This window comes from Kribbella pittospori (assembly GCF_004331465.1).
GTDB lineage: Bacteria > Actinomycetota > Actinomycetes > Propionibacteriales > Kribbellaceae > Kribbella > Kribbella pittospori.
The window spans coordinates 38,719-58,171 of the sequence record NZ_SJKB01000024.1 but is presented as its reverse complement, the minus strand read 5'-3'; the positions used below and the strand labels follow the sequence as shown (position 1 = coordinate 58,171).

The window sequence follows — 19,453 nt, the reverse complement described above, 5'->3', positions numbered from 1 at the left end:
AGACGCTCGACGAGGAGACGTCATGGCAACTTTCACCCAGTCCGACGACCTGCGGGGCGCGGAGTTCGTCGCGGCGGATCTGCACGGTGCGCGGTTCGTGGAGTCCGACCTGTCCGGCGTCGTGATGCGCGGTGTCGACGTGGGGAAGGCCGACATCGACGCGCCATGGCTCTCCAACGGCGAGAGCTTTTTCCGCGTGAACGGTATCGACGTGATCCCGTACGTCGAGGCCGAGCTCGACCGGCGCTTTCCCGGCCGCGAGCTCCGGCGTGCCGGGGATCCGGACGGTCTGCGCGAGGCCTGGGCTGCACTCGAGCGGACGTGGGCGGCGACGGTGGACCGCGCGGCGGCGATGCCGGTCGGCACGGTCGACGTGTCGGTGGACGGCGAGTGGTCGTTCGCCCAGACGCTCCGCCACCTGGTGCACGCCACGGATGTGTGGCTCGGCCGGGCGATCCTAGAGCTCGAACAACCGTTCCACCCCATCGGTCAGATGGACACCGCCACCAAGAACGACGGCGCGGATACGTCGGCCCTCACGACGACCGAGCCGGCGTACGCCGAGGTCCTCGAGGTCCGCGCCGGTCACGTCGCCACGGTGCGGGACTTTGTCGCCGCGGTGACACCGGAGCAGTTGGCCGAAGCGCGCAAGAACCCGCACGCCCCCGAGTACCCCGAGACTGTCCTCTCCTGCCTCCACGTGATCCTCGAAGAGGAATGGGAACACCACCGGTACGCAGTACGCGACCTCGATGCCATCTCGTCAGGTCAGGCGGGGCAGGTTGCGGATGCTGGGGACGCAGAGGGCTAGCAGCAGCGTTGTGGTGAAGGCTGCGGCCGCTGCGAGTTCGACTGTGCGGGGGCTGGTGTCGATGAGGCCCACGGTGAGTTGAGCGAGCGGCATAGCGGCGTACGTGGCGAGCATGACGTACGACGAGATCCGGGACAGCTTGCCGAGTGGGATGTGCTGACCGAGTGCCGTGTCGACGCCGACGCTGATCGCCTGGAATCCGATGCCGACGCCGAGCGCGCACAGGGCCACCAGGGGGAGCCGGGGTGCCAGGGCGAGGCACAGCAGCGCGGGGATCATCAGCAGGATGCCGAGAATGCCGAAGCGCAGTGGGTGGCTCGGTTTCACCCTGAGGACGAGGAACCCGCCGGTGAGAAAGCCGAGGCCCAGGAACACGTTCGAGATCGCCCAGCCGGCCCGGCCGAGCGACTCGTCGGCGATGACTGGGCCGAGGGTCACCCAGCAGCCGACCCAGACGAACTGATTCGCGAACATCACCAGGCTGATCACGACGACCCACCGGGTCCGGATGAAGTCCGACCAGCCTTCGACGAGGTCCTTGAGCAACGACTTCGACGTACGGGCGAGACGGGTCAGTGGAAGGCGGGACAGCAGTGACGCGGCCAGCAGGAATGCGGCGGCATCGACGGCCAGCCCGGGCGCAGGACCGATGAACCCGACGATGACACCGGCGACGGCGCCACCGAGGAGGGTCCCGGTGGATCGAGCGATCCCGGAGGCCGCGTTCGCCTGCGGCAGTTCGGCCGCGTCCACCAACTCTGGCAAGATTCCCGACAACGCGGGTAGTGACACCGCGGTCGCGACGCCGTTTGTTGCCCCGAGCACTATCAGGTGCCAGATCTCGGCCTGGCCGCTCAGGAGCAGAACTGCTGCCGTCGCCTGCGTCGTACCGCAGACGAGGTGTGCCACCACGAGCACCAGCCGGCGGGGCAGCCGATCGGCGATCGCTCCACCGAGCAACATCAAACCGACCATCGGCACGCTCTGCGACGCCAGCACCAGGCCCAATGTCCTCGCGGAGTCGGACAGATCCAGGACCGCGAATGCCAACGCAATCGGGCCCACCGCCGAGCCGAGCAACGAGACGAACCGGGCGCTCAGAAACAGCCGCACCTCGCGATGCCGCAAGACCGCAAAATCCGCGCGCCAACTCACAGTGATCCACTCGCTCGTCCCGACTCACTCTTACACCTGCGCGGGGTCGCCCTTCCGGTCCCACGAAAAGGTCATGAATTGCCGGGACGCTCGTGCCAGGATGCTCGGCATGTCTGGTCGCGCGTTGAGTTTCGGAGCAATGGCGGAAGCGTACGAACGGTTCCGGCCGGGATATCCCGTCGAGCTTTACGACCTGGTGATGACGTACGCCGGCCGGCCGGTTCGGACCGCCCTGGAGATTGGCGCCGGCACCGGCAAGGCGACCCGTCTGTTTGCCGAACGCGGGGTCGCAGTCACCGCGACCGAGCCCGACGACGCCATGCTCGCCGAACTGCGTAAGCATGTGCCGGCGAACGTCACGCCGATGCGAGCCGCCTTCGAGGACCTGAGATCAGGGGAGCGGTACGGGCTTGTCTATGCGGCTGCTGCGCTGCACTGGACGAATCCAGATGGCCGGTGGTCGCGCGTTGCCGGGCTGCTGGAGGCGGGTGGCGTGTTCGCGTCGTTCGGTGGACCTGTCGGGCTGGCTGACCCGGCGGTCGAGGACGCGGTTCGCGCGGCCCGGGCGCCGTACTTGGAGAGCGACGATATTCCGTCGCCCGATGGGACGCCTCCCGAACATGAGATGCAGTGGCCGGGAACGGAGCTCCAACGGTCTGAGTGGTTCAGCGATGTTCGGCAGGTGGTGATCGAGCGGCGCTGGACGATGAGTGCGGGCGACTACGTCGGCCTGCTGTCGACGATCTCGGCGTACCTGGAACTGCCGGTCGCGGTCCAGGAGCAGGCATTCCGCGACATCCTGCAGGTGCTGCCCGAGACAGTCGAGATCGCCGCCGACATCACCATCCATCTCGCGCGCCGGCGCTCTCAGTCATAGCTCTTGAGGTCCTCGAGGGCCCGCTTCTCGCCGTGGTCATAGACGATCGAACTGCGGAACTGGACGACCTCTCGACGACTGCTCAGCTTGTCCACCAAGAACGAGTGCAGGCCTTGGATATCCGGCACTCCGACGTGCACGAGGAAGTCGTCTCCGCCGGCCAGGACGAAGACCGCCATCGTTTCGGGCATCGCCAGTACGTCGCGGCGGAAGGTGGCGATGAGATCGCGGCTGAGTGGGCGGACCTGGGCGAAGACCATGGCCTGGACCGCGCGGCCGAGATTGGGCAGGTCCACGGCGGCATGGAATCCGGTGATGATCCCGCGGGACTGCAGTCGACGGATGCGTTCGGAGCAGGTCGAGGGTGCGACTCCGACGATCTCAGCGAGGTCGCGCATGGGGACTCGGGCGTTCCGCTGCAACTCCCTGACGATGTCCCGGTCCGTCCGATCGAGGTTCGAATCTGTGGCCATCTGCCGAACATATCGCCGATCCGCGCCGTACCGGCTGGGCGTCTGTGCAACGGTCATGCCCATGCATCAATCAATTCAACGATCTGAGGTGAAAGCCTCGATGCGGGTGGTTCTCACCGTCAAGACGGGCCTCCCGCTCGTGCACGCGGTGAATGCCGCCACGGTTCTGGGCGCAAGCGTCGGTGCCGCCGCAAGCCTGCCCCTCGGCCCGCCCGGCAACGACGCCTCCGGCACGCGCTACCCAGGCATCGTCACGACCCCGGTGCCGATCCTCCACGCCCCGGCAGAGGATCTGACGACTCTGTTCCGGACCGCGAACTCCCAGGAGGAACTCACGGTCCTCTGCCTCACCGAGACAGCCCGCCAGGCCCGAACGTACGACGACTACCTCACCACCCTGGCCACCACAAACGCCGCCGACAGCAACATCATCGGCCTCGTCATCGCCGGCCCAAGAACCAAAGTCACCAAACTGACCAAGCGCCTGCCCCTCCTCGGCACCCCCTGACCGCCATGTCAGAGGTCGTCGCACATTATGAGCAACTGCTGGCGCAGTACTACACGTGGATGTTGGGCGCGGATTTCGATGCGCTCGTCGCGGAGCAGCGGGACCTGCTGAAGTCATGCGGCATATCCAAGAGCGGTGTGGCTCTCGACCTCGGCTGCGGGTCGGGGCTCCACTCGGTCGCCCTGGCGCAACTCGGCTACAACTCGGTCCTAGCCGTCGACGTCAGCCCAACGCTCCTGGCCGAACTCGCCACTCGAGCGGTGCAGTTCCCGGGGATCCGCCCCATCCACGCCGACCTGTGCGCCGGCCTGCGACCCATCGTCGAACCGCAATCGATCACCACCGCGGTCTGCATGGGCGACACCCTGTCCCACCTGCCAGATCTCCCCGCAGTCCAACGACTTCTCGCCGACAGCTTCGAAGCCCTCATCCCAGGAGGAGTCTTGATCCTCTCCTTCCGCGATCTCACCAAGCCCGTCACCGGCCTCGACCGCTTCATCCAGGTCCGCGCCGACGACAGCCGAATCATGACCTGCTTCCTGGAGGACGAAGGCGACTACCTCCGAGTCCACGACCTGATTCACAGCAGAACCCCCGACAGCTCCTGGCAGCTGAACAAAAGCAGCTATCGCAAACTCCGCATCCCTCCAACGTGGCTCACCACCCAACTCCGCGACACCGGCTTCACCGTCGCATCCTCAGTGCCCGGTCCGCGAGGAATGCTCGTCGTCACGGCTTTCAGGCGGTAACTGTCCGTTGGTTGCGTCAGAGTGGGCGTATGAGAACCGCGACGGATGGAGTATGCCGATGAGCCAGGAATTCCAGGTCACCTTCGACGCGCATGACCCGCAGGCCCTGTCGAACTTCTGGCGCGACGTACTTGGCTACGTTCACCCCGGCCCGCCCGGGGTCGAGCTGCCCGAGGGCGCCGATCCGCTGGCGGCGTGGGACGAGTTCCTCGAGCGCGTCGGCGTACCGGAGGATGAACGCAACACGCGCTCGGCCCTCGAAGACCCGGACGGAAACGGCCCACGGCTGTTCTTCCAGCAGGTCCCGGAAGACAAGGCCGCCAAGAACCGCGTTCACCTGGACGTCCGCGCAGCCCCCGGCCTGCAAGGCGACGAACGCATGGCCGCCCTGGAGTCCGAGTGCGCCCGCCTGGTCGCCCTGGGAGCCCATCGAGTTCGCCGCTTCGACCCCGAACCACCCCTGGCCCTCGGCACCATCACCATGACCGACCCAGAAGGCAACGAATTCTGCCTGGACTAAGCCCTACGTGGCGCAGACCGGGGCCGGCGTGGATTGTTTCGTGAGGAGGAATTGGTCCGTCGCGTCGCGGGCGCAGTCGGAGGTGTAGTAGGAGGTGTGGCCGTCGCCGAGGCGGGAGAGGACGCTGCTGCCGCGGATCTGAGCGGCCAGGCCGAACGCCCACTGGTAGGAGACGGACGGGTCGTGCGTTGCGTGGACGATGAGGGTGGGCACGCCCTTCACGTTCAGGCTGCGCTGCGGGTTGGCGACCTTGAAGGGGTAGCCGATGCACAGGCCGCCCTGCCAGAACTCCGACGCGCCCTGCAGGTGCGGCGCCAGTTGCCGGCCCATCTCGATGCGCTGCTGCATCTCGGCGAAGGTGTGGATGTCGGACACGTAGTCACCGCAGTGATTCGCTATCCGGCTGAAGAGGAAGTCGGTCGGACCCCCGGGCGGCGGGAAGGCGAAGAACTGGGCGTCCCCGGCGACGGCTCGTCTGAGGACCTCCGAGAAGACAGGCCAGGACAGCTCGCCCGCGAGGACGTTGGGTGTCTTCGCGGCAAGCCAGTTCGGGGTGTTCATCCGGATGTCGTCGCCGGTGACGGGGCGCAGGGCTCCTTCGACCGGGATCGGATTCCGGTCGGCGCTCTGGACAAGGTTGTCGTAGACCGCACGAACGTCTTGTCCCCGCAGGACGCAGTCGGGAGCGGTGTCACACCAGTCGGCGAATCGTTCGAACGCCTCCTCCACGGTCTTGGCTGCATCGGCGATCAGTTGCACGTCCGGGCTGCTGTGGTCGAGAGCAGCGTCCAGGACCATCGCTCGCGTGCGCTTCGGGAACAACTGGGCGTACTGCGCTCCGACCTGCGTGCCGTACGACAGCCCCAGCCAGTTCACCTTCGAAACGCCGAGGGCGATGCGTACCGCCTCGTGGTCGCGGGCAACGCTCACGGTGTCCGCGTGCACGAACAGCGGTCCGGTCTGCTGCCGGCAGCTCCGCGCGAGCGCGCGGTTGTGCGCGACCATCGCGTCGAACTCTGCTTGCGTGCGCGGGAAGAAGCCGTAGTCAGGGGTCAGCGCCGGTACGCCGCAGGTGATCGGCGTACTCGCACCGACGCCCCTCGGATCGAGGCCGACGATGTCGAAGCGAGCCCGCAGCGTCGCGGAAAAGAAGGTCTCGGCCTCGACCACGTTGCCGACCGCGCCGTCGCCCGGGCCACCGGGGTTGTAGAACAGCGTGCCGATCCGGTGCGCGGGGTCGTCCGCGGGGCGGCGAGCCACCGCCACAGTGATCTTCGGACCCTTCGGCGCCGACCAATCCGCAGGCACCTGCAGCGTGCCGCACCGGACCACGGTCGATCCCGGACAAGGCTTGAAGTCGATGTGGTACGGCGAGGTCGCGGTATCGGACTGTGCCGCCGACACGAACGTCGTCGAGAACAGCAACCCGGAGCCCAGGACGGCCAGCACTTTGCGAATTCGTCGGATCTCCATCGGAATCCCACCCCCGCTTTCGACCCTCCTCGCGACCCACGACAGAGTCAAGACGAAGGTGCAGTCTGGTTGATGCCGCGAACATTCGGCCGCGAACGTTTGAATCAGGGAGCTCTCATGGATGTTGGTGTCGGTCTGCCGTCCACGATTCCGTGGAGTCGCGCTCGGCTGGTCCCGGACTGGGCGCAGGCCGCTGAGCAGGCCGGGTTCTTCACCCTGGCCACGCTCGACCGGCTGGTCTACGGGAATCTGGACGCGATACCGGCGCTGGCCGCCGCGGCGGCGGTGACCAGCCGGATCGGTCTGACGACGGCCATCATGATCGGCCCGTTCCGGGGCAACGGCGCCTTGCTGGCCAAGCAACTGGCCTCCGTGGATCGCCTCTCCGAGGGCCGGTTGACGGTCGGCATCGCGGTCGGAGCACGGCCGGACGACTTCGAGGCGACGGCATCGCCGTACGAGACGCGTGGGAAAGCTTTCGACGCGCAACTCGCGGAGATGCGGGCGGTGTGGGCCGGTGAGCCGCGCGGGTACGCCGGTGCGATCGGGCCGGCCCCGGTACAACCAGGCGGTCCACCGCTGCTCATCGGTGGTGGCTCGCCCGCCGCCTTCCGCCGGATGACGGAGTACGGCGCCGGCTGGATCCTCGGCGCCGGTGGACCGGAGGTCTTCGCCGGGGCAGCCGACAAGGCCAGGAGTGTCTGGCGCGAGGCAGGACGTGAAGGCGAGCCGCGCCTGGTCGCCATCGGCTACGTGAGCCTCGGCGACGACGCCGAGGAGCAGGCATGGCGCTACCTCGGCGACTACTACAATTTCGCCGGCCCGTACGCCGAGCGGATCATCGCCAACGCCCTGACCACCCAAGAAGCAGTCGCCGACGCAGTCGCCGGCTTCACCGCAGCAGGGTGCGACGAGTTGATCCTGTTCCCTGCCAACCCCGACCTCCAGCAGATCGCCTTGATCGCGGCCGCAACAGGCCTGACCTGACGTTCAGCGGGTTCGGGCCACCTTGCGGGACGCAACGGCCAGGTAGGGGCTCACGACCTCGCGGAACAGATCGCTGGGAGGGAGGCCCAGTTCGCGGCCGAGCATCTCCTGGAATCGTTGGTAATGGTTGATGGCTTCAACGAGATCGCCGTTGTCCAAGTGGGTTTCGACGATGGTCCGATGCGCGCTCTCGTGCAGCGGCTCGATGCTGATCGCGGCCCGCGCGGCCTGGAGCGCCTCGTGCGTACGTCGTTGCCGTCGGCGCCGAGTCGCGAGGGCGTCGAGCGCGCCCAGCCGCAGGTACTGCAGTCGTTCGCGGGCGGCCAGTACCCAGTCGTCGTACCACCCAGGGAGCAGCTCCGAGGAGTGCAGTACGACGAGAGCGGCGTCCTCGGCCTCGTCGGCGCCGCGGTCGGTGTGGTCGCGGATCAGCAACTCGGCGCAGTCGAGGAAGCGGTCGACGTCCACATCGACGTCGACCGCCAGAGACAGCGATGAGTCGCCGATCTCGAGCACGGGAGGTACGCCGACATGCCGGTGCCGCAGCCGCCACAGGACCGCGCGAAGACGGGCGGCCGCGACCTCGTCGGTACAGTCCGGCCAGAGCGTCGCGGCCGTGTGGGTCCGTGCGCAGCGGCCGTTGAGGGCAAGCAGCGCGATGAGGTGCTGCGGACCGGCCGGCAGATCGATCGGCTCCGCCGTGTCGGCCGGCTCGTCGGCAGCGGTCAGGAGCCAGTCGCCGAGCAACTGAAGTCGAAATTCACTCTCTAAGAACGTCCGCACCGCACGGCCTCCCCCTCGGGGAGCGACGGCGCGCGTCAATCGAGCCTGCCCCCCGGCTGTGTTGCTCGCAGATGTCCCCGCTGTGGGTGACGGCTGAACCACCAACCGCCACACACTCTCTGAAACATGGGACAGGAATGGCCGGATGTCAAGACTGACTGGCCGTTCGGCCGACGAACTCTTCGAGCCAGGCGCGGACCTCGCGGTAGACGGCCTCCGGCGAGGTCACCACAGCGGTCGTCTCGGCGTCGGCGGCCAGGTCGGGCCGCTGGGTGATGCGCGCCCTCATTCCGGTCTCGTCGGTCGGCTCCCGCCAGACCCGGATGACCAGTGCCGCAGCGTCGGGCACGGCCTCGGACTGCCCGTGATCGGTCATGATTCACTCCCCCGAGAGTCATCCGACCGGCAGCCTGGTGTCGTGCGGGCTCGGACCACCGGGAGACTCACGATGAGCCCAACGATCCCCGAAGTACGCCGTTACGTCGACCACCGTCTTCCTGACAACGCTGTGACAACGCCGGGACAACGCTGTGACAACACCCTGAGCATGCTCCCGGGCTTCCACTGGCTGTGAGCACCGAACAGGGCGGAGGAGGTGACTCATGAACGAGAAACTGACGGCGGTCGAACTCGACCTGGAGGAGATCCAGGTACTGCCGGAGCGGGAGGCGTTGGGTGGATTCAACTACGCGAACATCTACGCATCCAACACGGCGGTCGCGCTGAACGCGGCGTCGTACTGGTCAGTGGCGAAGGCCGCGGCCATCCAGACGATTGTGGTCAAGCAGCACTAGGCCGGCCGAATCGGGGTGTGCGGGCGGCGATGACCGAGTGCGCCGTCCGCATGCCGCAGGAACGAGGGGGTTTCGATGACGGATCTCGGCAGGATCTCGGGTACGGACGTCGCCGGCCAGTCGGCCGAGCTGCTGCCCGCGCGCGAGGCACTGGCACTGATCAACATCACCAACATCACGGCCGTCAACCTGGCGATCGCGGTGAATGCGGGGACGATCGGCTCGACCGCCACGGCCGCCGCACTGCAGCACCTGGCTGCCTTCCAGCGTTAGCTCCATCGGCGCACGGAACTGGCGGGGGGCCTGCGCCCCCCGCAGTGGGGGGACAACCGCATCGTGACAACGACAGAAGACCACCTCCGCGCGGTCCCGGTGCGCGGCGGACCCAGGCCGAGCCGGGTCGGCGGCGTACGCCTGCTCGGACGGTACGAGGGGTCCGGGTTCCGGGACGAGCGCTATCTGGTCGAACGGGCCGACCGGCAGATGGTCCTGCTGACCAAGCTGCTCTACCTGATCGTGGAGAACGCCGACGGACACTCGTCGACCGATCTGCTGGCCGACCGGGTGAGCCGCGCGTACGGTCAGCGTCTCGATCCCGACGACCTGGTCCGCCTGATCAACGACAAGCTCGGTCCGTCCGGCCTGGTCGCGCTCTGGAACGGCGCGCCGGTGCGACCGGAGAAGGCGGATCCCCTGCTCGCGTTGAGCCTGCGCGGCGTGCTGCTGCCGCCCGGTGCGGTCCGCACGATCGCACGGATCTTCGCACCGCTGTTCCACCGGCCAGTGATCTTCGCCGTCCTGGCGGCCGTGATCGCCTTCGACGTCTGGGTCCTGACCACCCTGGCGGCCTCGGACGTCTTCGCCGCCCTGGTCGATCCGGCCGGAGTGCTGGCCGTCCTGATTTTGTTGCTACTGGCAACGCTCTTCCACGAGTTCGGGCACGCGGCCGGCTGCCGGTACGGCGGCGCCAAGCCCGGACAGATCGGCGTCGGGCTCTACCTCTGGATCCCTGCCTTCTACACGAACGTGACCACCGCCTACCGGCTCAACCGGGCCGGCCGGCTCCGGACCGATCTGGGCGGCGTCTACTTCAACGCGGTCTACATCGTGATCGCGGCCGGGATGTACCTGTGGACCGGCTGGGCGCCCCTGCTCGCGGTGATCGCGCTGTCCCACCTGGAGATCATCCAGCAACTGCTGCCGGTGGTCCGGTTCGACGGGTACTACATTCTCGGCGACCTGGCCGGCGTACCGAATCTCTTCGGGCACGTCCGGCCCATTCTGCGCAGCCTTCTGCCGGGTCGCCGGAACGACGCCGGTGTGGCGACGCTGCGGTTCCGTACCCGGATCGTGGTCACCACCTGGGTGATGGTCACAGTCCCCGCCCTGCTCATCGGTCTGGGCGTCATGACCTGGAACGCGCCTGGCTACCTCGCCGGGTTCTGGGATCGCTCGAGTGAGCTGTGGGCCGGCGTACGAACACTCGTCGCGGCAGGGCAGATCGGCGCAGCGACGCTCGCGCTGCTGTCTCTGCTGGCGATCGCGCTCCCGATCGTCGGGCTGAGCGTCGTACTCGTCCGATCCGTGCTCCACGTCGTACGCGCGGTTCGAACCCGGCAGACCCCGCCGTCGCCGGCCGAGGAGGAACCGATGGACCACATCAGCGGGGCGACCGGTGCCGCCCTGTTCACCGAGGACAAGATGCTCCGCCGGCGGGTGACGCCGCCCCGGAACGGCTGGCGGCACGGCCTGTACTTCGTCTCGAGCGGCCGGATCAACGTCGGCCCCAGCCTCGCCGAGCAGCGCGAGCTCGAACGGATCGACCGGGTCCGTACGGCGCTGCGCGGCCCGCGCAGGGTAGTCACCCTGAGCCGTAAGGGCGGGGCAGGAAAGACCACAACCACTCTGATGCTGGGTCACACACTCGCGATGCACCGCGGCGACCGAGTGGTCGCGCTCGACGCCAACCCTGACGCGGGCTCGCTCATCTACCGGGTCCGCCGGGAGTCCCCGGCCACGGTGACCAACCTCCTCGGCGAGCGCGATCTGATCACGAAGTACGCCGATCTGCGCGAGTACACCTCGCAGGCGCCGAGCCGGCTCGAGGTGATCGCGTCCGATGACGACCCGACCATCAGCCAGGCGCTCGGCGACCGGGACTACCGCGCTGTGCTCGACCTGCTCACGCAGCACTACAACCTGATCCTGGTCGATACCGGCACCGGCATCCTGGACGGCGCCATCCAGGGCATCCTGCGTGAGGCCGACCAGATCGTCGTCGTGATGCCGCCGGCACTCGACGGCGCCCGGGTCGCGGCGGGGACACTGGACTGGCTGGACCAGCACGGACACGCCGACCTGGTGTCGTCCGCGGTTGCCGTGATCAACACCACCAGAGGCAAGCCGCGCTGGCTCCAGCTCGACGAGATCGAGAACCACTTCAACAGTCGCTGCGCCGGCACGGTCCGCATCCCCTGGGACCCGGCGCTGGACAGCGGAGCAGCAGTCGGCCTCGACGACTTGCGCTCGGCAACCCGCGATGCCTACCTGGAACTGGCCGAACTGGTCGCCGGCGGCTTCACCACGAACCGCTGGAGTCCCGTGTCGGTGGTTGATCCGTCCCTGACAGGCGAAGGAGCCTCATGAACCTCAGCCGGCGACTCCAAGCGATCACCGTCATCGCGTCCCTCATCCTGAGCGCGAGCGTGCTCACGTTCCGGGGTGGGCAGGACTTCGACCTGGTCGCGTCCGCCAACCCTGCGACGCCAGGCAGCTCGGACACCGACCGGACCGCGATGTTCGAACGTGCCCGAGGCAAGCGAGCCCAGGCTGATGCCGTGGCCACCGCATCGGCGACCTGCGACTCGTGCAGCGCCAGCGCTTCGGCAGTGCAGGTCATCTACGTGAACAAGGCCAAGAAGCGTACGGCGGACAACGTCGCGAACGCCTGGTCGAGTTGCAGCAACTGCCGCGCGACCAGCGTGTCCGTGCAGGTCATCGTGGTCCGGCCCGGTGCGACGGTCACCGCTCGCAACCGTGCCTTCGCGGTGAATGCGGCCTGTTCCGGCTGCACGACCTCGGCCGTCGCGGTGCAGATCGTGGTTGTCACCAGCAAGCACCGCGCGTTCTCGCGACACGGTCGGCAACAGCTCGAGGCGATGGCGCGAGAACTCGAGGCCCAGCTTTCGGCCGGCAGCAAGGCGGCTCGCCTCACCGCGGCGAAGAGCAGTGGGCTGACCGATATCGAAGCACTGGTCCGCAAGGAGTTGAAGCCGACCAGCCTGAAGCCACAACTGACAGTCAAGACCGGATGACCGGAGGCCCCCGATGTCTGCCCGCCGATGGACCGCCCTCGCGGTCGCACTTGTGGTCCCGCTGGTGCTGACCGGCTGCGAACCGATCAAGACCACACCCGGCGCCGGCACCGGCGCCGAGGGCAGCAGCAGCGGGAGCGGGAGCAGCAAGGGGAAGACGAAGACGAAGACGAGCACGCAGTCGGGGGCCACCGTCCGGATCACAGCATCGAAGAAGACCTGCTGGGCAGGCCGCATCGGCGCGACATCCAAGAAGGGATGTGGATCCGCCACGTTCCAGGTCAAGTCCTCGAACGGCTCCTACACCGTCAACCTGCACAAGACCAAGGGCGCCGACGGCCTCTCCGTCGTACTGGTCGTCAACGGCAAGAAGGTCGACAGCGGCAAAATCAGTAGCAGCTCAACCGTCGTGGCCATCAGCTACGCGGGCAACTGATCCGCCGTAACAGTGATGAGTGCGTCGGCGAGCGAGCCGCGCCAGCAGACGTAGTCGTGGCCGCCGTTGTACTCCGTGTACGTCACGTCGTAGCCCTTGCTGTGCAGGATGGTGCGGAAGTGGCGGTTCGCGACCACCATGGATGGACCGTCGTTGTCGGTTGGGCCGCGTTCTTGCAGGCCGACCTCGAGGTAGAGCCGCACTGGCCGTCGTTCGGCCTCGGCGTACTGGCGGGTCAGCCACTCGTGTTCGTGGTCGTCGTCGGGACTCCACCAGAACGATCCCGACTGCGAGATCACGGTGCCGAAGATGTCCGGACGGTTGAGCGCCGCGAACGCGGCGGCCTGACCGCCATGGCTCTGACCTGCCACGATCGTGCGCGCGGGATCGGTCGTGATCCGGTACTGCTCGCGGACCCAGGGCAGCAGTTCGTCGGTCTGGTACTCCAGGAAGGGCCTGCCGCAGGGGAGCTCGCGGTTGCGGACTTCCTGGCTCAAGCTGTCGACGAGGACGGCCACCATCGGCGGGATGCGGCCGTCGTCGATGAGGTTGTCCAGGATGGTGGGGAACGGCATCGGACCGCGTACGACGTCGCCGTCGAACAGCACGAGCAGCGGATACGGTTCGTCGTCCGGTCGATAGCCGGGCGGGGTGTAGATCCAGATGCGGCGTTGGTTGTCGAGGATCTCGCTACGGTGCAGATGCTGGACGAGCTCTCCGGGGTTGGCGTCGGGCCGCGGAGCCAGCCACGGTTGCGCGGGCGCGGCCGGTAGCTCGATCAACGACACCACGGTCTCGGCATTGCCAAGGAATTCGTCCTCGGGATAGACGAAGGTCGCCGGGTTGAGTGGATCGGTGAACCAGTTCGCCGTACGTTCCTCCCAGTCCTCCGCCTTGGCCGCGGCGCTGTCCACGTCATCGACCGCGAGCCGGTAGGTACAGCGCAGGTCGGCGCGGACCCGGTAGGTGAGGTACCAGACGTCGGTGCCGTCCAAGTGGTGCATCTGGTTGCCTGGTGCGCGCCATCCTGCTGGGCCGCCGAACACCGAGACATCGGTAACAGGCTCGCTCGACCGGTAGAGGAAGGTCAGCCAGACCTCGTGGTCGTCATCCAGCACAGGCTCCACCAGTGGCGCACCCTGCTCGGTGATCTCGGCCCAGAACTCCTCAGTTCCGGCCGGATCAAGTTTCCGCAAACGTGGGCTGTCGATCTCGTCGGCCATCCATCATCCCTTCGGCGTCGTCCCACCGTAGGTCAACCCCGGACCACCGGCGCCGGTGAACTCCTGCGGCGGCCGAATTCGATTGCCAAGCTGAATATGATCAAGCCTCACCTGCTGAGGTGTACACCGACCGCCTATCGATCAGAGTTACGGGGACAGCGATGCCGACCAGTGAGTGGACCTTGGCCGACGATGACTATGGCTCGCGTGCGCGGTCCAGGCGGACTCGGATGATCATCGGCTTTGGTTTGGTCGCGTTGATGGGCGTCGCCGTCGTGCTCTACCTGGCCGGGGTGACGGGAGGGACCGCGAAGAGCTACAAGACCAGCGTGGACTGCCAGGTGAACACCGTCGGATCGCAGGGCACGGTGACGATCAACGGCACGATCTCGGGCGACGCGTCGAGCTACTCGGTGACCGTCGAGGTCCTGGATGCAACCTCGCACCAGAGGATCGGCGGCCAGACCTTCGAGGTTCGCGGCACGACCACCTTCGGAGGAACCACCCCGGCGGAAGCTCCGATCGGCCCGGCAGGCATCGAATGCAAGATCGTCAAGGTCGCCTGACGGTTGCCAGTACTCCGATGGCGATGGCGATCCCCACTGTCGGCACCTGAAGCAGGAACCCCCGCAGGTTGTCGAAGCTGGAGATGACGTCCCCGCCGAGCAGGGCCGTGATGCCACGGAGCCCGAGCCCGCCGACAGTGAGCACGAAGAATCCGCCGACCACCAGGAGAAGGCGCGGCGGCCGATGGACAGCCCGGTGAGGCAAGCAGCACCTGCTCGGGCAGGACCAGGAGCGTGACGTCGATCCGGAACGCTCGCGAGACGCACGCGACGTACTTCTCGAGCATCTCGACACCTTCACCGCTGGAGGCCAGCAGAAGCTTGGCGATCCTCACTGTCACCGCGAACGGTGCGGGCGGGCTCATGCGCTGGCTTGCTCGGGGGAAGTCAGCTGGCTCGATCGGCGACGGGGGTTGCCGACGTGGGGAGGGTGTGCGTGTGGGCCGCGGCTGCGGCGGCTGCGTCCTGCAGGGTGCCGCGCGCTGTGGAGTGCCGTCCCATGACTATGGCCATCAGGAGTCCCGCGGCACTGATCACCGCCATCACCCAGGATGCGGCGCTCAGGCCAGAAGCCAGGGCGTCACCTTTCGAGGCACCTGCGGCGGTTTGATCAGCGATCACACTGCCGTAGATGGTGGCCGCGAGGGCCGTGGCCACGGCGGCGCCGACGTACCGGGCCATGTTGGAGACTCCTGACGCGGCGCCCACCTGGTTCTCCGCGACGCAGGCGGTCGACGCCGAGGAGGCCGGTCCGTTGGACAGCCCCATGCCGACCGCGATGGCGATCAGCGGAAGGATGAAGGCGGCGTACCTCCAGTCCGATTCGACGAACCCCACGGCGCCGAACCCGATGGCGGTGAGGAGGAATCCGGCCGCGATGACCTGCCGGCCACCGACGCGCGACGCGAGCCGGGGGACCAGGGGCGCGACCGCGACGAGGCCGGCCGTCGCCGGGAGGGTCGCGAGACCAGCTTGCAGAGGCGTGAAGCCCAGGGTGGCGGGATCCTGGAAGTAGAGGCTGAGCAGGTACATCAGCCCGTTGATGGTGCCCGCGCCGATGAGGATGGCGATGGTCGCTCCGACCAGGATCCGGTTGCGCAGCAGGGCGAGGTCGAGGAGTGGGACCTTGACGCGACCCTCGACGACGACGAAGAGGTAGCCGGAGACAACGGAAATCACGAGGCAGCCGATGGTGGCGACCGAGACCCATCCCCAAGCGCTGCCCTTGCTGAGGGCAAGGATCAGCGGGGCGAGGGTGAGGGCGACGAGCAGGGTGCCGGCATAGTCGATCGAACGGGAGCGGTTGGGGTCGCGCGACTCCGACACAGTGAAGTAGGTGAGGACCATGCAGAGCGCGGCGACGACCGCGTCGACCCAGAACAGGCCCTGCCACCCGGTGGTGTCCACGAGTACGCCGCCGAGCAGCGGACCCACCGCCGCCCCCACCGCAGCGGCTGCTCCCCACAGGGACACGGCACGTAGCTGTTCGGAACCGGTGTTGGCCACCGAGAGCAGGCTCAGCCCGCACGCCAGGATGGTCGCGCCGGCGGCTCCTTGGATGACGCGCCCGGCGATGACCATTCCGCCGCTGCTCGACAGCGCGATGAGCACACAGGAGGCGACGAACACCAGCAGGCCGAGCTGGAAGATCCGCTTGCGACCGAAGACGTCTCCCATCGACCCCGACGTCACGATCACCGCGGCGCCGACCAGTGAATAACCTGTCACCGCCCACTGGAGCGTCGTGACACCCATGCCGGTGTCCTCGCTGATCGCGGGCAGAAGGATGCTGACCGCGGACGTGTTCGCGTTGACGACCAGCGTGGACAGGCAAGTGGCGGCAAGCACGCCCGTAGCGCGCGTCTGGGTCGGGGCCTCACTCATATCCCGTCACGCTAATTCGCCGATCCGGCCCCCCGCCTCACCCGCCCCGGACTAGATGCAGTCGACGGCCTCCTCATCGAGCAGCGGCGGGTCTAGAGTCACGAGAGTGACTGCGACCTCGACCCCGCTGCCGATTCTGCCGACCTCGCTGGTGGGCAGCTACGCCCAGCCGGACTGGCTGATCGACCGGGCCAAGCTCGCCGGCCGCTTCCCGCCGCGGGTGCGGGCGAGAGAGCTGTGGCGGGTGCAGCCGGAGTACCTCGCGCAGGCGCAGGACGACGCCACGTTGCTGGCCATCCGCGCCCGGGAGGCAGCGGGACTCGACATCCTCACTGACGGAGAGATGCGGCGCGAGTCGTACAGCAACCACTTCGCCACCGCTCTCGAGGGAATCGACCTCGACAACCCCGGGACGGCCCTCGATCGCAGCGGACATCCCAACCCGGTGCCGCGGATCGCCGGCCCGATCGTGCGGTCGCACCCGGTCGGCGTACGCGATGTGGAGTTCCTGAAGGCGAACACCGATCACCTGGTCAAGATGACCGTGCCCGGCCCGTTCACGATGTCGCAGCAGGCGCAGAACGACCACTATCCCGACCTCGCGTCGGCGGCGCTGGCGTACGCCGCCGCGGTCAACGCCGAGATCAAGGACCTGCACGCCGCCGGCGCCGACCTGGTCCAGATCGATGAGCCGTACATGCAGGCACGGCCCGAGGCGGCCCGCGAGTACGGCCTCACCGCGCTGAACGCCGCGCTCGACGGCGTCACCGGCACGACCGCCGTACACATCTGCTTCGGGTACGCCGCGATCATCCACGAACGGCCCGAGGGGTACTCGTTCCTGCCCGAGTTGGCCGGCTGCCCGGCCGACCAGATCTCGATCGAGACCGCACAGTCGGGTCTCGATCTCGGCGTCCTGACCGACCTCAGCGAGAAGACCGTCATCCTGGGCGTCATCGACTTGTCGGACCACGAGGTCGAGTCAGCCGAACTGGTCGCCGACCGGGTACGCCGAGCCTTCGCCTACACCTCACCGGACCGGATCACGATCGCCACCGACTGCGGGATGAAGTACCTCCCACGCGCCAGTGCGGAGGGAAAGATGCGCGCCATGGCGGGCGCAGCATCAATCCTCCGCGCCGAACTCTGATCCTCCACCACACCCAACGACGACCCGGCACGTTGCCAAGGACCACCAACCCCGCCGCTACATGTACTCGGCCATGACCTTGGTGCAGGTGGTTCGCCAGGTCGAGGCGGCGATCACCCGCCGGAGAATCCTCGGTGGCGCCGGGGCGCGGACGTGCCCCACTCACCAACTTGCCCGTCGGCCCACCTCCACGCCCGAGGTGAGCGCGGCGACCTGAGCCTCCGAGTGGTTGGTGAGTGCGGCACGTCCGCCCATGCCGCGCGACCACCGGGCGCGACCAACGACCCCGGCTGATCGGCCGGCGTCCGGGTGCGTGCGAGACACGACTTTGAGCACGGGTCGGTCACGCGGGACGGGATTTGGTGGTTGATCGGTGCCCAAGGTCGGCCGTGGACAGCGGGCAACTAGATCTCGAACTGGCCGTGCTCCAGGAAGTACCGCGCCGCTTCCGGCGTACCTTCGTCGAGAGCCTGCTCCGCCGCCGCTCTGGGCATCAGCTGGATTTGTGGCGGGCGCCGCCCTCGATGTGGATCGTCTCGCCGGAGATGAAGCCCGCGCGGAGGAGCCACATCACCGTGTCGACAACGTCCTCGGTCTCGCCATGGCGTCCGACGAAGGTGCCGGCCGCGCTCTTGCTCAGCAACCCGGCCTTGTTGTCACCAAGGCGATCCCATGCGCCCGAGTCCACAACACCAGGCGAGACGGCATTGACCCGCACCGGAGCGAGATCCGCCGCCAGGTGGCGCGCGGCGTACTCGACCGCGCCGTTCGTGATCCCCTTGACCAGTGAGCCTGGACCAGGCCGCCATCCGACGACGCCGGAGAACATCACCATCGACCCGGTCGGCCGCAGTACCGAGGCGAAGTGCTTGGCGACCAGCAGGGGGCCGACCACCTTCGCCGTGAATGCCGCCAGCAGTTTCTCGCGATCCAGTTCGGTCGCGCGTACGTCGTGCGGCGCCGAACCGGTCGTCACGACGTGATCGATTCCGTCCTTCAGCTGCTCCGCCGCGGCCGCGATCGTCGACTCGTCCTGCAGATCGACCCGCACCGCGGTGGCGCCGATCTCGCGCGCCAGTACGTCGGCCGCCGCCAGATCACGCGCACCGACAACTACGTCGTACCCGTCCTTCACCGCACGTCTCGCCACGGCCGCGCCGAGCGCCCGTGCACCGCCGATGACCAGGATCCGCTCCATGCGTCTCGCTCCCTCTCGTAGGATCGGGTGCAACGGTATGGATTTGATACCGGTATCTTCAACGGAACTGGGAGCAGTCCATGGGCAAGGCGTACAACGTGATGGCAGCGACCTGCCCGAGCCGCACCGTCCTGCACCGCATCGGAGCCCGCTGGACCGTGTTCGTCGTCAACGCCTTGGACGACGGCCCGCGCCGCTTCACCGAACTGAAGGCCCACATCCAGGGCATCACCCCAAAGGTCCTCACCGAAACCCTGCGCTCCCTGGAAGCCGACGGCCTCATCGACCGCCACGAGTACGACGAAAACCCACCCCGCGTCGAGTACACCCTGACCCCGCTAGGCCGCTCCCTCCTTATCCCCCTCCGCGCCGTCCGCCTCTGGGCCGAACAACACGTCCCCGACATAGAAGCAGCCCGCTCCCGCTGGCAAAGCCACCCATAACCCAACTCGGCTGCCTCTCGGCGACCGCTGCGTGGGCAACCAGCACCCAGCGCATCCTCGCCGAAGCCTGCACATGGCAGGTCGCGACCTGACCCCCACGGAATGGGCC

At 67.6% G+C, this 19,453-nt stretch carries 24 protein-coding genes; 14 read left to right on the top strand and 10 right to left on the bottom strand.

Annotated elements, in window-relative coordinates; genetic code table 11:
• The first annotated feature begins 22 nt into the window (after nt 1-22).
• A complete protein-coding gene (locus E0H73_RS41380) occupies nt 23-811 on the top strand; it encodes a DinB family protein (protein WP_131366040.1) in 789 nt (262 codons plus the stop codon).
• On the opposite strand, the gene E0H73_RS41375 is transcribed toward E0H73_RS41380, so the two are convergent.
• Nucleotides 764-1,924 carry an MFS transporter gene (locus E0H73_RS41375; protein ID WP_238164609.1) on the bottom strand — a complete coding sequence of 387 codons (1,161 nt, stop codon included), beginning with the start codon at nt 1,922-1,924 and terminating at the stop codon, nt 764-766. The two genes, E0H73_RS41380 and E0H73_RS41375, sit on opposite strands and share 48 nt — an antisense overlap.
• 181 nt (nt 1,925-2,105) lie before the next feature.
• Here E0H73_RS41375 and E0H73_RS41370 point away from each other — a divergent pair, with 181 nt between their 5' ends.
• Nucleotides 2,106-2,843, top strand: coding sequence for a class I SAM-dependent methyltransferase (locus tag E0H73_RS41370; protein ID WP_238164608.1), 738 nt, complete (start codon nt 2,106-2,108; stop codon nt 2,841-2,843).
• Here the strand turns inward: E0H73_RS41370 and E0H73_RS41365 are convergent.
• Nucleotides 2,834-3,316, bottom strand: a complete 483-nt coding sequence (locus E0H73_RS41365; protein ID WP_131366034.1) for an Lrp/AsnC family transcriptional regulator — start codon at nt 3,314-3,316, stop codon at nt 2,834-2,836. The genes E0H73_RS41370 and E0H73_RS41365 overlap by 10 nt on opposite strands.
• 100 nt (nt 3,317-3,416) lie before the next feature.
• Here E0H73_RS41365 and E0H73_RS41360 point away from each other — a divergent pair, with 100 nt between their 5' ends.
• From E0H73_RS41360 to E0H73_RS41350, 3 genes are read left to right on the top strand one after another with little or no spacing between them, the layout of a single operon-like run.
• The gene (locus tag E0H73_RS41360; RefSeq protein WP_165556073.1) at nt 3,417-3,824 is read left to right on the top strand and encodes a DUF2000 domain-containing protein; all 408 of its coding nucleotides are present in this window, start codon (nt 3,417-3,419) and stop codon (nt 3,822-3,824) included.
• Nucleotides 3,825-3,829: 5 nt separating this feature from the next.
• Nucleotides 3,830-4,573 carry a class I SAM-dependent DNA methyltransferase gene (locus E0H73_RS41355; protein WP_131366030.1) on the top strand — a complete coding sequence of 248 codons (744 nt, stop codon included), beginning with the start codon at nt 3,830-3,832 and terminating at the stop codon, nt 4,571-4,573.
• Nucleotides 4,574-4,631: 58 nt separating this feature from the next.
• Complete coding sequence (locus E0H73_RS41350; RefSeq protein ID WP_131366028.1) at nt 4,632-5,093, top strand: VOC family protein; 462 nt, start codon at nt 4,632-4,634, stop codon at nt 5,091-5,093.
• A gap of 3 nt (nt 5,094-5,096) precedes the next feature.
• Here E0H73_RS41350 and E0H73_RS41345 read toward each other — a convergent pair whose 3' ends face one another.
• Nucleotides 5,097-6,566, bottom strand: coding sequence for an alpha/beta fold hydrolase (locus E0H73_RS41345; RefSeq protein ID WP_131366026.1), 1,470 nt, complete (start codon nt 6,564-6,566; stop codon nt 5,097-5,099).
• A 117-nt stretch (nt 6,567-6,683) separates the two neighbouring features.
• Between E0H73_RS41345 and E0H73_RS41340 the strand changes: the two genes are divergently transcribed.
• Nucleotides 6,684-7,553, top strand: a complete 870-nt coding sequence (locus E0H73_RS41340; RefSeq protein ID WP_131366025.1) for an LLM class flavin-dependent oxidoreductase — start codon at nt 6,684-6,686, stop codon at nt 7,551-7,553.
• A 3-nt stretch (nt 7,554-7,556) separates the two neighbouring features.
• On the opposite strand, the gene E0H73_RS41335 is transcribed toward E0H73_RS41340, so the two are convergent.
• Together E0H73_RS41335 and E0H73_RS41330 are read right to left on the bottom strand one after the other, a co-directional pair.
• The gene (locus tag E0H73_RS41335) at nt 7,557-8,336 is read right to left on the bottom strand and encodes an AfsR/SARP family transcriptional regulator (RefSeq protein ID WP_165556071.1); all 780 of its coding nucleotides are present in this window, start codon (nt 8,334-8,336) and stop codon (nt 7,557-7,559) included.
• Between the two features lie 148 nt (nt 8,337-8,484).
• Complete coding sequence (locus E0H73_RS41330) at nt 8,485-8,712, bottom strand: hypothetical protein (RefSeq protein WP_131366021.1); 228 nt, start codon at nt 8,710-8,712, stop codon at nt 8,485-8,487.
• Nucleotides 8,713-8,938: 226 nt separating this feature from the next.
• On the opposite strand from E0H73_RS41330, the gene E0H73_RS41325 reads away from it, so the two are divergent.
• The 5 genes from E0H73_RS41325 (at nt 8,939) to E0H73_RS41305 (ending at nt 12,880) form a co-directional block, all read left to right on the top strand.
• Complete coding sequence (locus E0H73_RS41325; protein ID WP_131366020.1) at nt 8,939-9,130, top strand: hypothetical protein; 192 nt, start codon at nt 8,939-8,941, stop codon at nt 9,128-9,130.
• 75 nt (nt 9,131-9,205) lie between these two features.
• Nucleotides 9,206-9,403, top strand: coding sequence for a hypothetical protein (locus tag E0H73_RS41320; RefSeq protein ID WP_202867843.1), 198 nt, complete (start codon nt 9,206-9,208; stop codon nt 9,401-9,403).
• A 63-nt stretch (nt 9,404-9,466) separates the two neighbouring features.
• Complete coding sequence (locus tag E0H73_RS41315; protein WP_131366018.1) at nt 9,467-11,776, top strand: MinD/ParA family ATP-binding protein; 2,310 nt, start codon at nt 9,467-9,469, stop codon at nt 11,774-11,776.
• Complete coding sequence (locus E0H73_RS41310) at nt 11,773-12,444, top strand: hypothetical protein (RefSeq protein WP_131366016.1); 672 nt, start codon at nt 11,773-11,775, stop codon at nt 12,442-12,444. The genes E0H73_RS41315 and E0H73_RS41310 overlap by 4 nt, the downstream gene beginning before the upstream one ends.
• 13 nt (nt 12,445-12,457) lie before the next feature.
• Nucleotides 12,458-12,880 carry a hypothetical protein gene (locus E0H73_RS41305; RefSeq protein ID WP_131366015.1) on the top strand — a complete coding sequence of 141 codons (423 nt, stop codon included), beginning with the start codon at nt 12,458-12,460 and terminating at the stop codon, nt 12,878-12,880.
• Here E0H73_RS41305 and fes read toward each other — a convergent pair.
• Nucleotides 12,865-14,103: an enterochelin esterase gene (gene fes / locus E0H73_RS41300; RefSeq protein ID WP_131366013.1), complete on the bottom strand. Its 1,239-nt coding sequence runs from the start codon at nt 14,101-14,103 to the stop codon at nt 12,865-12,867. The genes E0H73_RS41305 and fes overlap by 16 nt on opposite strands.
• 230 nt (nt 14,104-14,333) lie before the next feature.
• Between fes and E0H73_RS41295 the strand changes: the two genes are divergently transcribed.
• Nucleotides 14,334-14,669, top strand: coding sequence for a hypothetical protein (locus E0H73_RS41295; RefSeq protein WP_131366012.1), 336 nt, complete (start codon nt 14,334-14,336; stop codon nt 14,667-14,669).
• Here the strand turns inward: E0H73_RS41295 and E0H73_RS41290 are convergent.
• Nucleotides 14,656-14,874 carry a hypothetical protein gene (locus E0H73_RS41290; RefSeq protein WP_131366010.1) on the bottom strand — a complete coding sequence of 73 codons (219 nt, stop codon included), beginning with the start codon at nt 14,872-14,874 and terminating at the stop codon, nt 14,656-14,658. The genes E0H73_RS41295 and E0H73_RS41290 overlap by 14 nt on opposite strands.
• Before the next feature lie 182 nt (nt 14,875-15,056).
• Nucleotides 15,057-16,553, bottom strand: coding sequence for an MFS transporter (locus E0H73_RS41285; protein ID WP_131366009.1), 1,497 nt, complete (start codon nt 16,551-16,553; stop codon nt 15,057-15,059).
• 106 nt (nt 16,554-16,659) lie between these two features.
• On the opposite strand from E0H73_RS41285, the gene E0H73_RS41280 reads away from it, so the two are divergent.
• Nucleotides 16,660-17,703 (top strand): hypothetical protein, encoded by a 1,044-nt coding sequence (locus E0H73_RS41280; protein ID WP_202867842.1) that lies wholly within the window; start codon nt 16,660-16,662, stop codon nt 17,701-17,703.
• A 404-nt stretch (nt 17,704-18,107) separates the two neighbouring features.
• On the opposite strand, the gene E0H73_RS41275 is transcribed toward E0H73_RS41280, so the two are convergent.
• Together E0H73_RS41275 and E0H73_RS41270 are read right to left on the bottom strand one after the other, a co-directional pair.
• Complete coding sequence (locus E0H73_RS41275) at nt 18,108-18,197, bottom strand: ALF repeat-containing protein (protein ID WP_131366005.1); 90 nt, start codon at nt 18,195-18,197, stop codon at nt 18,108-18,110.
• Nucleotides 18,197-18,901, bottom strand: a complete 705-nt coding sequence (locus E0H73_RS41270) for an SDR family NAD(P)-dependent oxidoreductase (protein WP_131366003.1) — start codon at nt 18,899-18,901, stop codon at nt 18,197-18,199. The genes E0H73_RS41275 and E0H73_RS41270 overlap by 1 nt, the downstream gene beginning before the upstream one ends.
• Before the next feature lie 80 nt (nt 18,902-18,981).
• On the opposite strand from E0H73_RS41270, the gene E0H73_RS41265 reads away from it, so the two are divergent.
• The gene (locus E0H73_RS41265) at nt 18,982-19,344 is read left to right on the top strand and encodes a winged helix-turn-helix transcriptional regulator (RefSeq protein WP_131366002.1); all 363 of its coding nucleotides are present in this window, start codon (nt 18,982-18,984) and stop codon (nt 19,342-19,344) included.
• The last annotated feature ends 109 nt before the right edge of the window (nt 19,345-19,453 follow it).

Bases quoted from the DNA above. Each gene is read 5' to 3' on its own strand.
- E0H73_RS41365 (WP_131366034.1), bottom strand. From the start codon at position 3,316: ATGGCCACAGATTCGAACCTCGATCGGACGGACCGGGACATCGTCAGG.
- E0H73_RS41270 (WP_131366003.1), bottom strand. From the start codon at position 18,901: ATGGAGCGGATCCTGGTCATCGGCGGTGCACGGGCGCTCGGCGCGGCC.
- E0H73_RS41370 (WP_238164608.1), top strand. From the start codon at position 2,106: ATGGCGGAAGCGTACGAACGGTTCCGGCCGGGATATCCCGTCGAGCTT.
- E0H73_RS41265 (WP_131366002.1), top strand. From the start codon at position 18,982: ATGGGCAAGGCGTACAACGTGATGGCAGCGACCTGCCCGAGCCGCACC.
- E0H73_RS41295 (WP_131366012.1), top strand. From the start codon at position 14,334: ATGATCATCGGCTTTGGTTTGGTCGCGTTGATGGGCGTCGCCGTCGTG.
- E0H73_RS41340 (WP_131366025.1), top strand. From the start codon at position 6,684: ATGGATGTTGGTGTCGGTCTGCCGTCCACGATTCCGTGGAGTCGCGCT.
- E0H73_RS41305 (WP_131366015.1), top strand. From the start codon at position 12,458: ATGTCTGCCCGCCGATGGACCGCCCTCGCGGTCGCACTTGTGGTCCCG.
- E0H73_RS41325 (WP_131366020.1), top strand. From the start codon at position 8,939: ATGAACGAGAAACTGACGGCGGTCGAACTCGACCTGGAGGAGATCCAG.
- E0H73_RS41330 (WP_131366021.1), bottom strand. From the start codon at position 8,712: ATGACCGATCACGGGCAGTCCGAGGCCGTGCCCGACGCTGCGGCACTG.
- E0H73_RS41285 (WP_131366009.1), bottom strand. From the start codon at position 16,553: ATGAGTGAGGCCCCGACCCAGACGCGCGCTACGGGCGTGCTTGCCGCC.
- fes (WP_131366013.1), bottom strand. From the start codon at position 14,103: ATGGCCGACGAGATCGACAGCCCACGTTTGCGGAAACTTGATCCGGCC.
- E0H73_RS41350 (WP_131366028.1), top strand. From the start codon at position 4,632: ATGAGCCAGGAATTCCAGGTCACCTTCGACGCGCATGACCCGCAGGCC.
- E0H73_RS41360 (WP_165556073.1), top strand. From the start codon at position 3,417: ATGCGGGTGGTTCTCACCGTCAAGACGGGCCTCCCGCTCGTGCACGCG.
- E0H73_RS41380 (WP_131366040.1), top strand. From the start codon at position 23: ATGGCAACTTTCACCCAGTCCGACGACCTGCGGGGCGCGGAGTTCGTC.
- E0H73_RS41275 (WP_131366005.1), bottom strand. From the start codon at position 18,197: ATGCCCAGAGCGGCGGCGGAGCAGGCTCTCGACGAAGGTACGCCGGAA.
- E0H73_RS41310 (WP_131366016.1), top strand. From the start codon at position 11,773: ATGAACCTCAGCCGGCGACTCCAAGCGATCACCGTCATCGCGTCCCTC.
- E0H73_RS41355 (WP_131366030.1), top strand. From the start codon at position 3,830: ATGTCAGAGGTCGTCGCACATTATGAGCAACTGCTGGCGCAGTACTAC.
- E0H73_RS41320 (WP_202867843.1), top strand. From the start codon at position 9,206: ATGACGGATCTCGGCAGGATCTCGGGTACGGACGTCGCCGGCCAGTCG.
- E0H73_RS41345 (WP_131366026.1), bottom strand. From the start codon at position 6,566: ATGGAGATCCGACGAATTCGCAAAGTGCTGGCCGTCCTGGGCTCCGGG.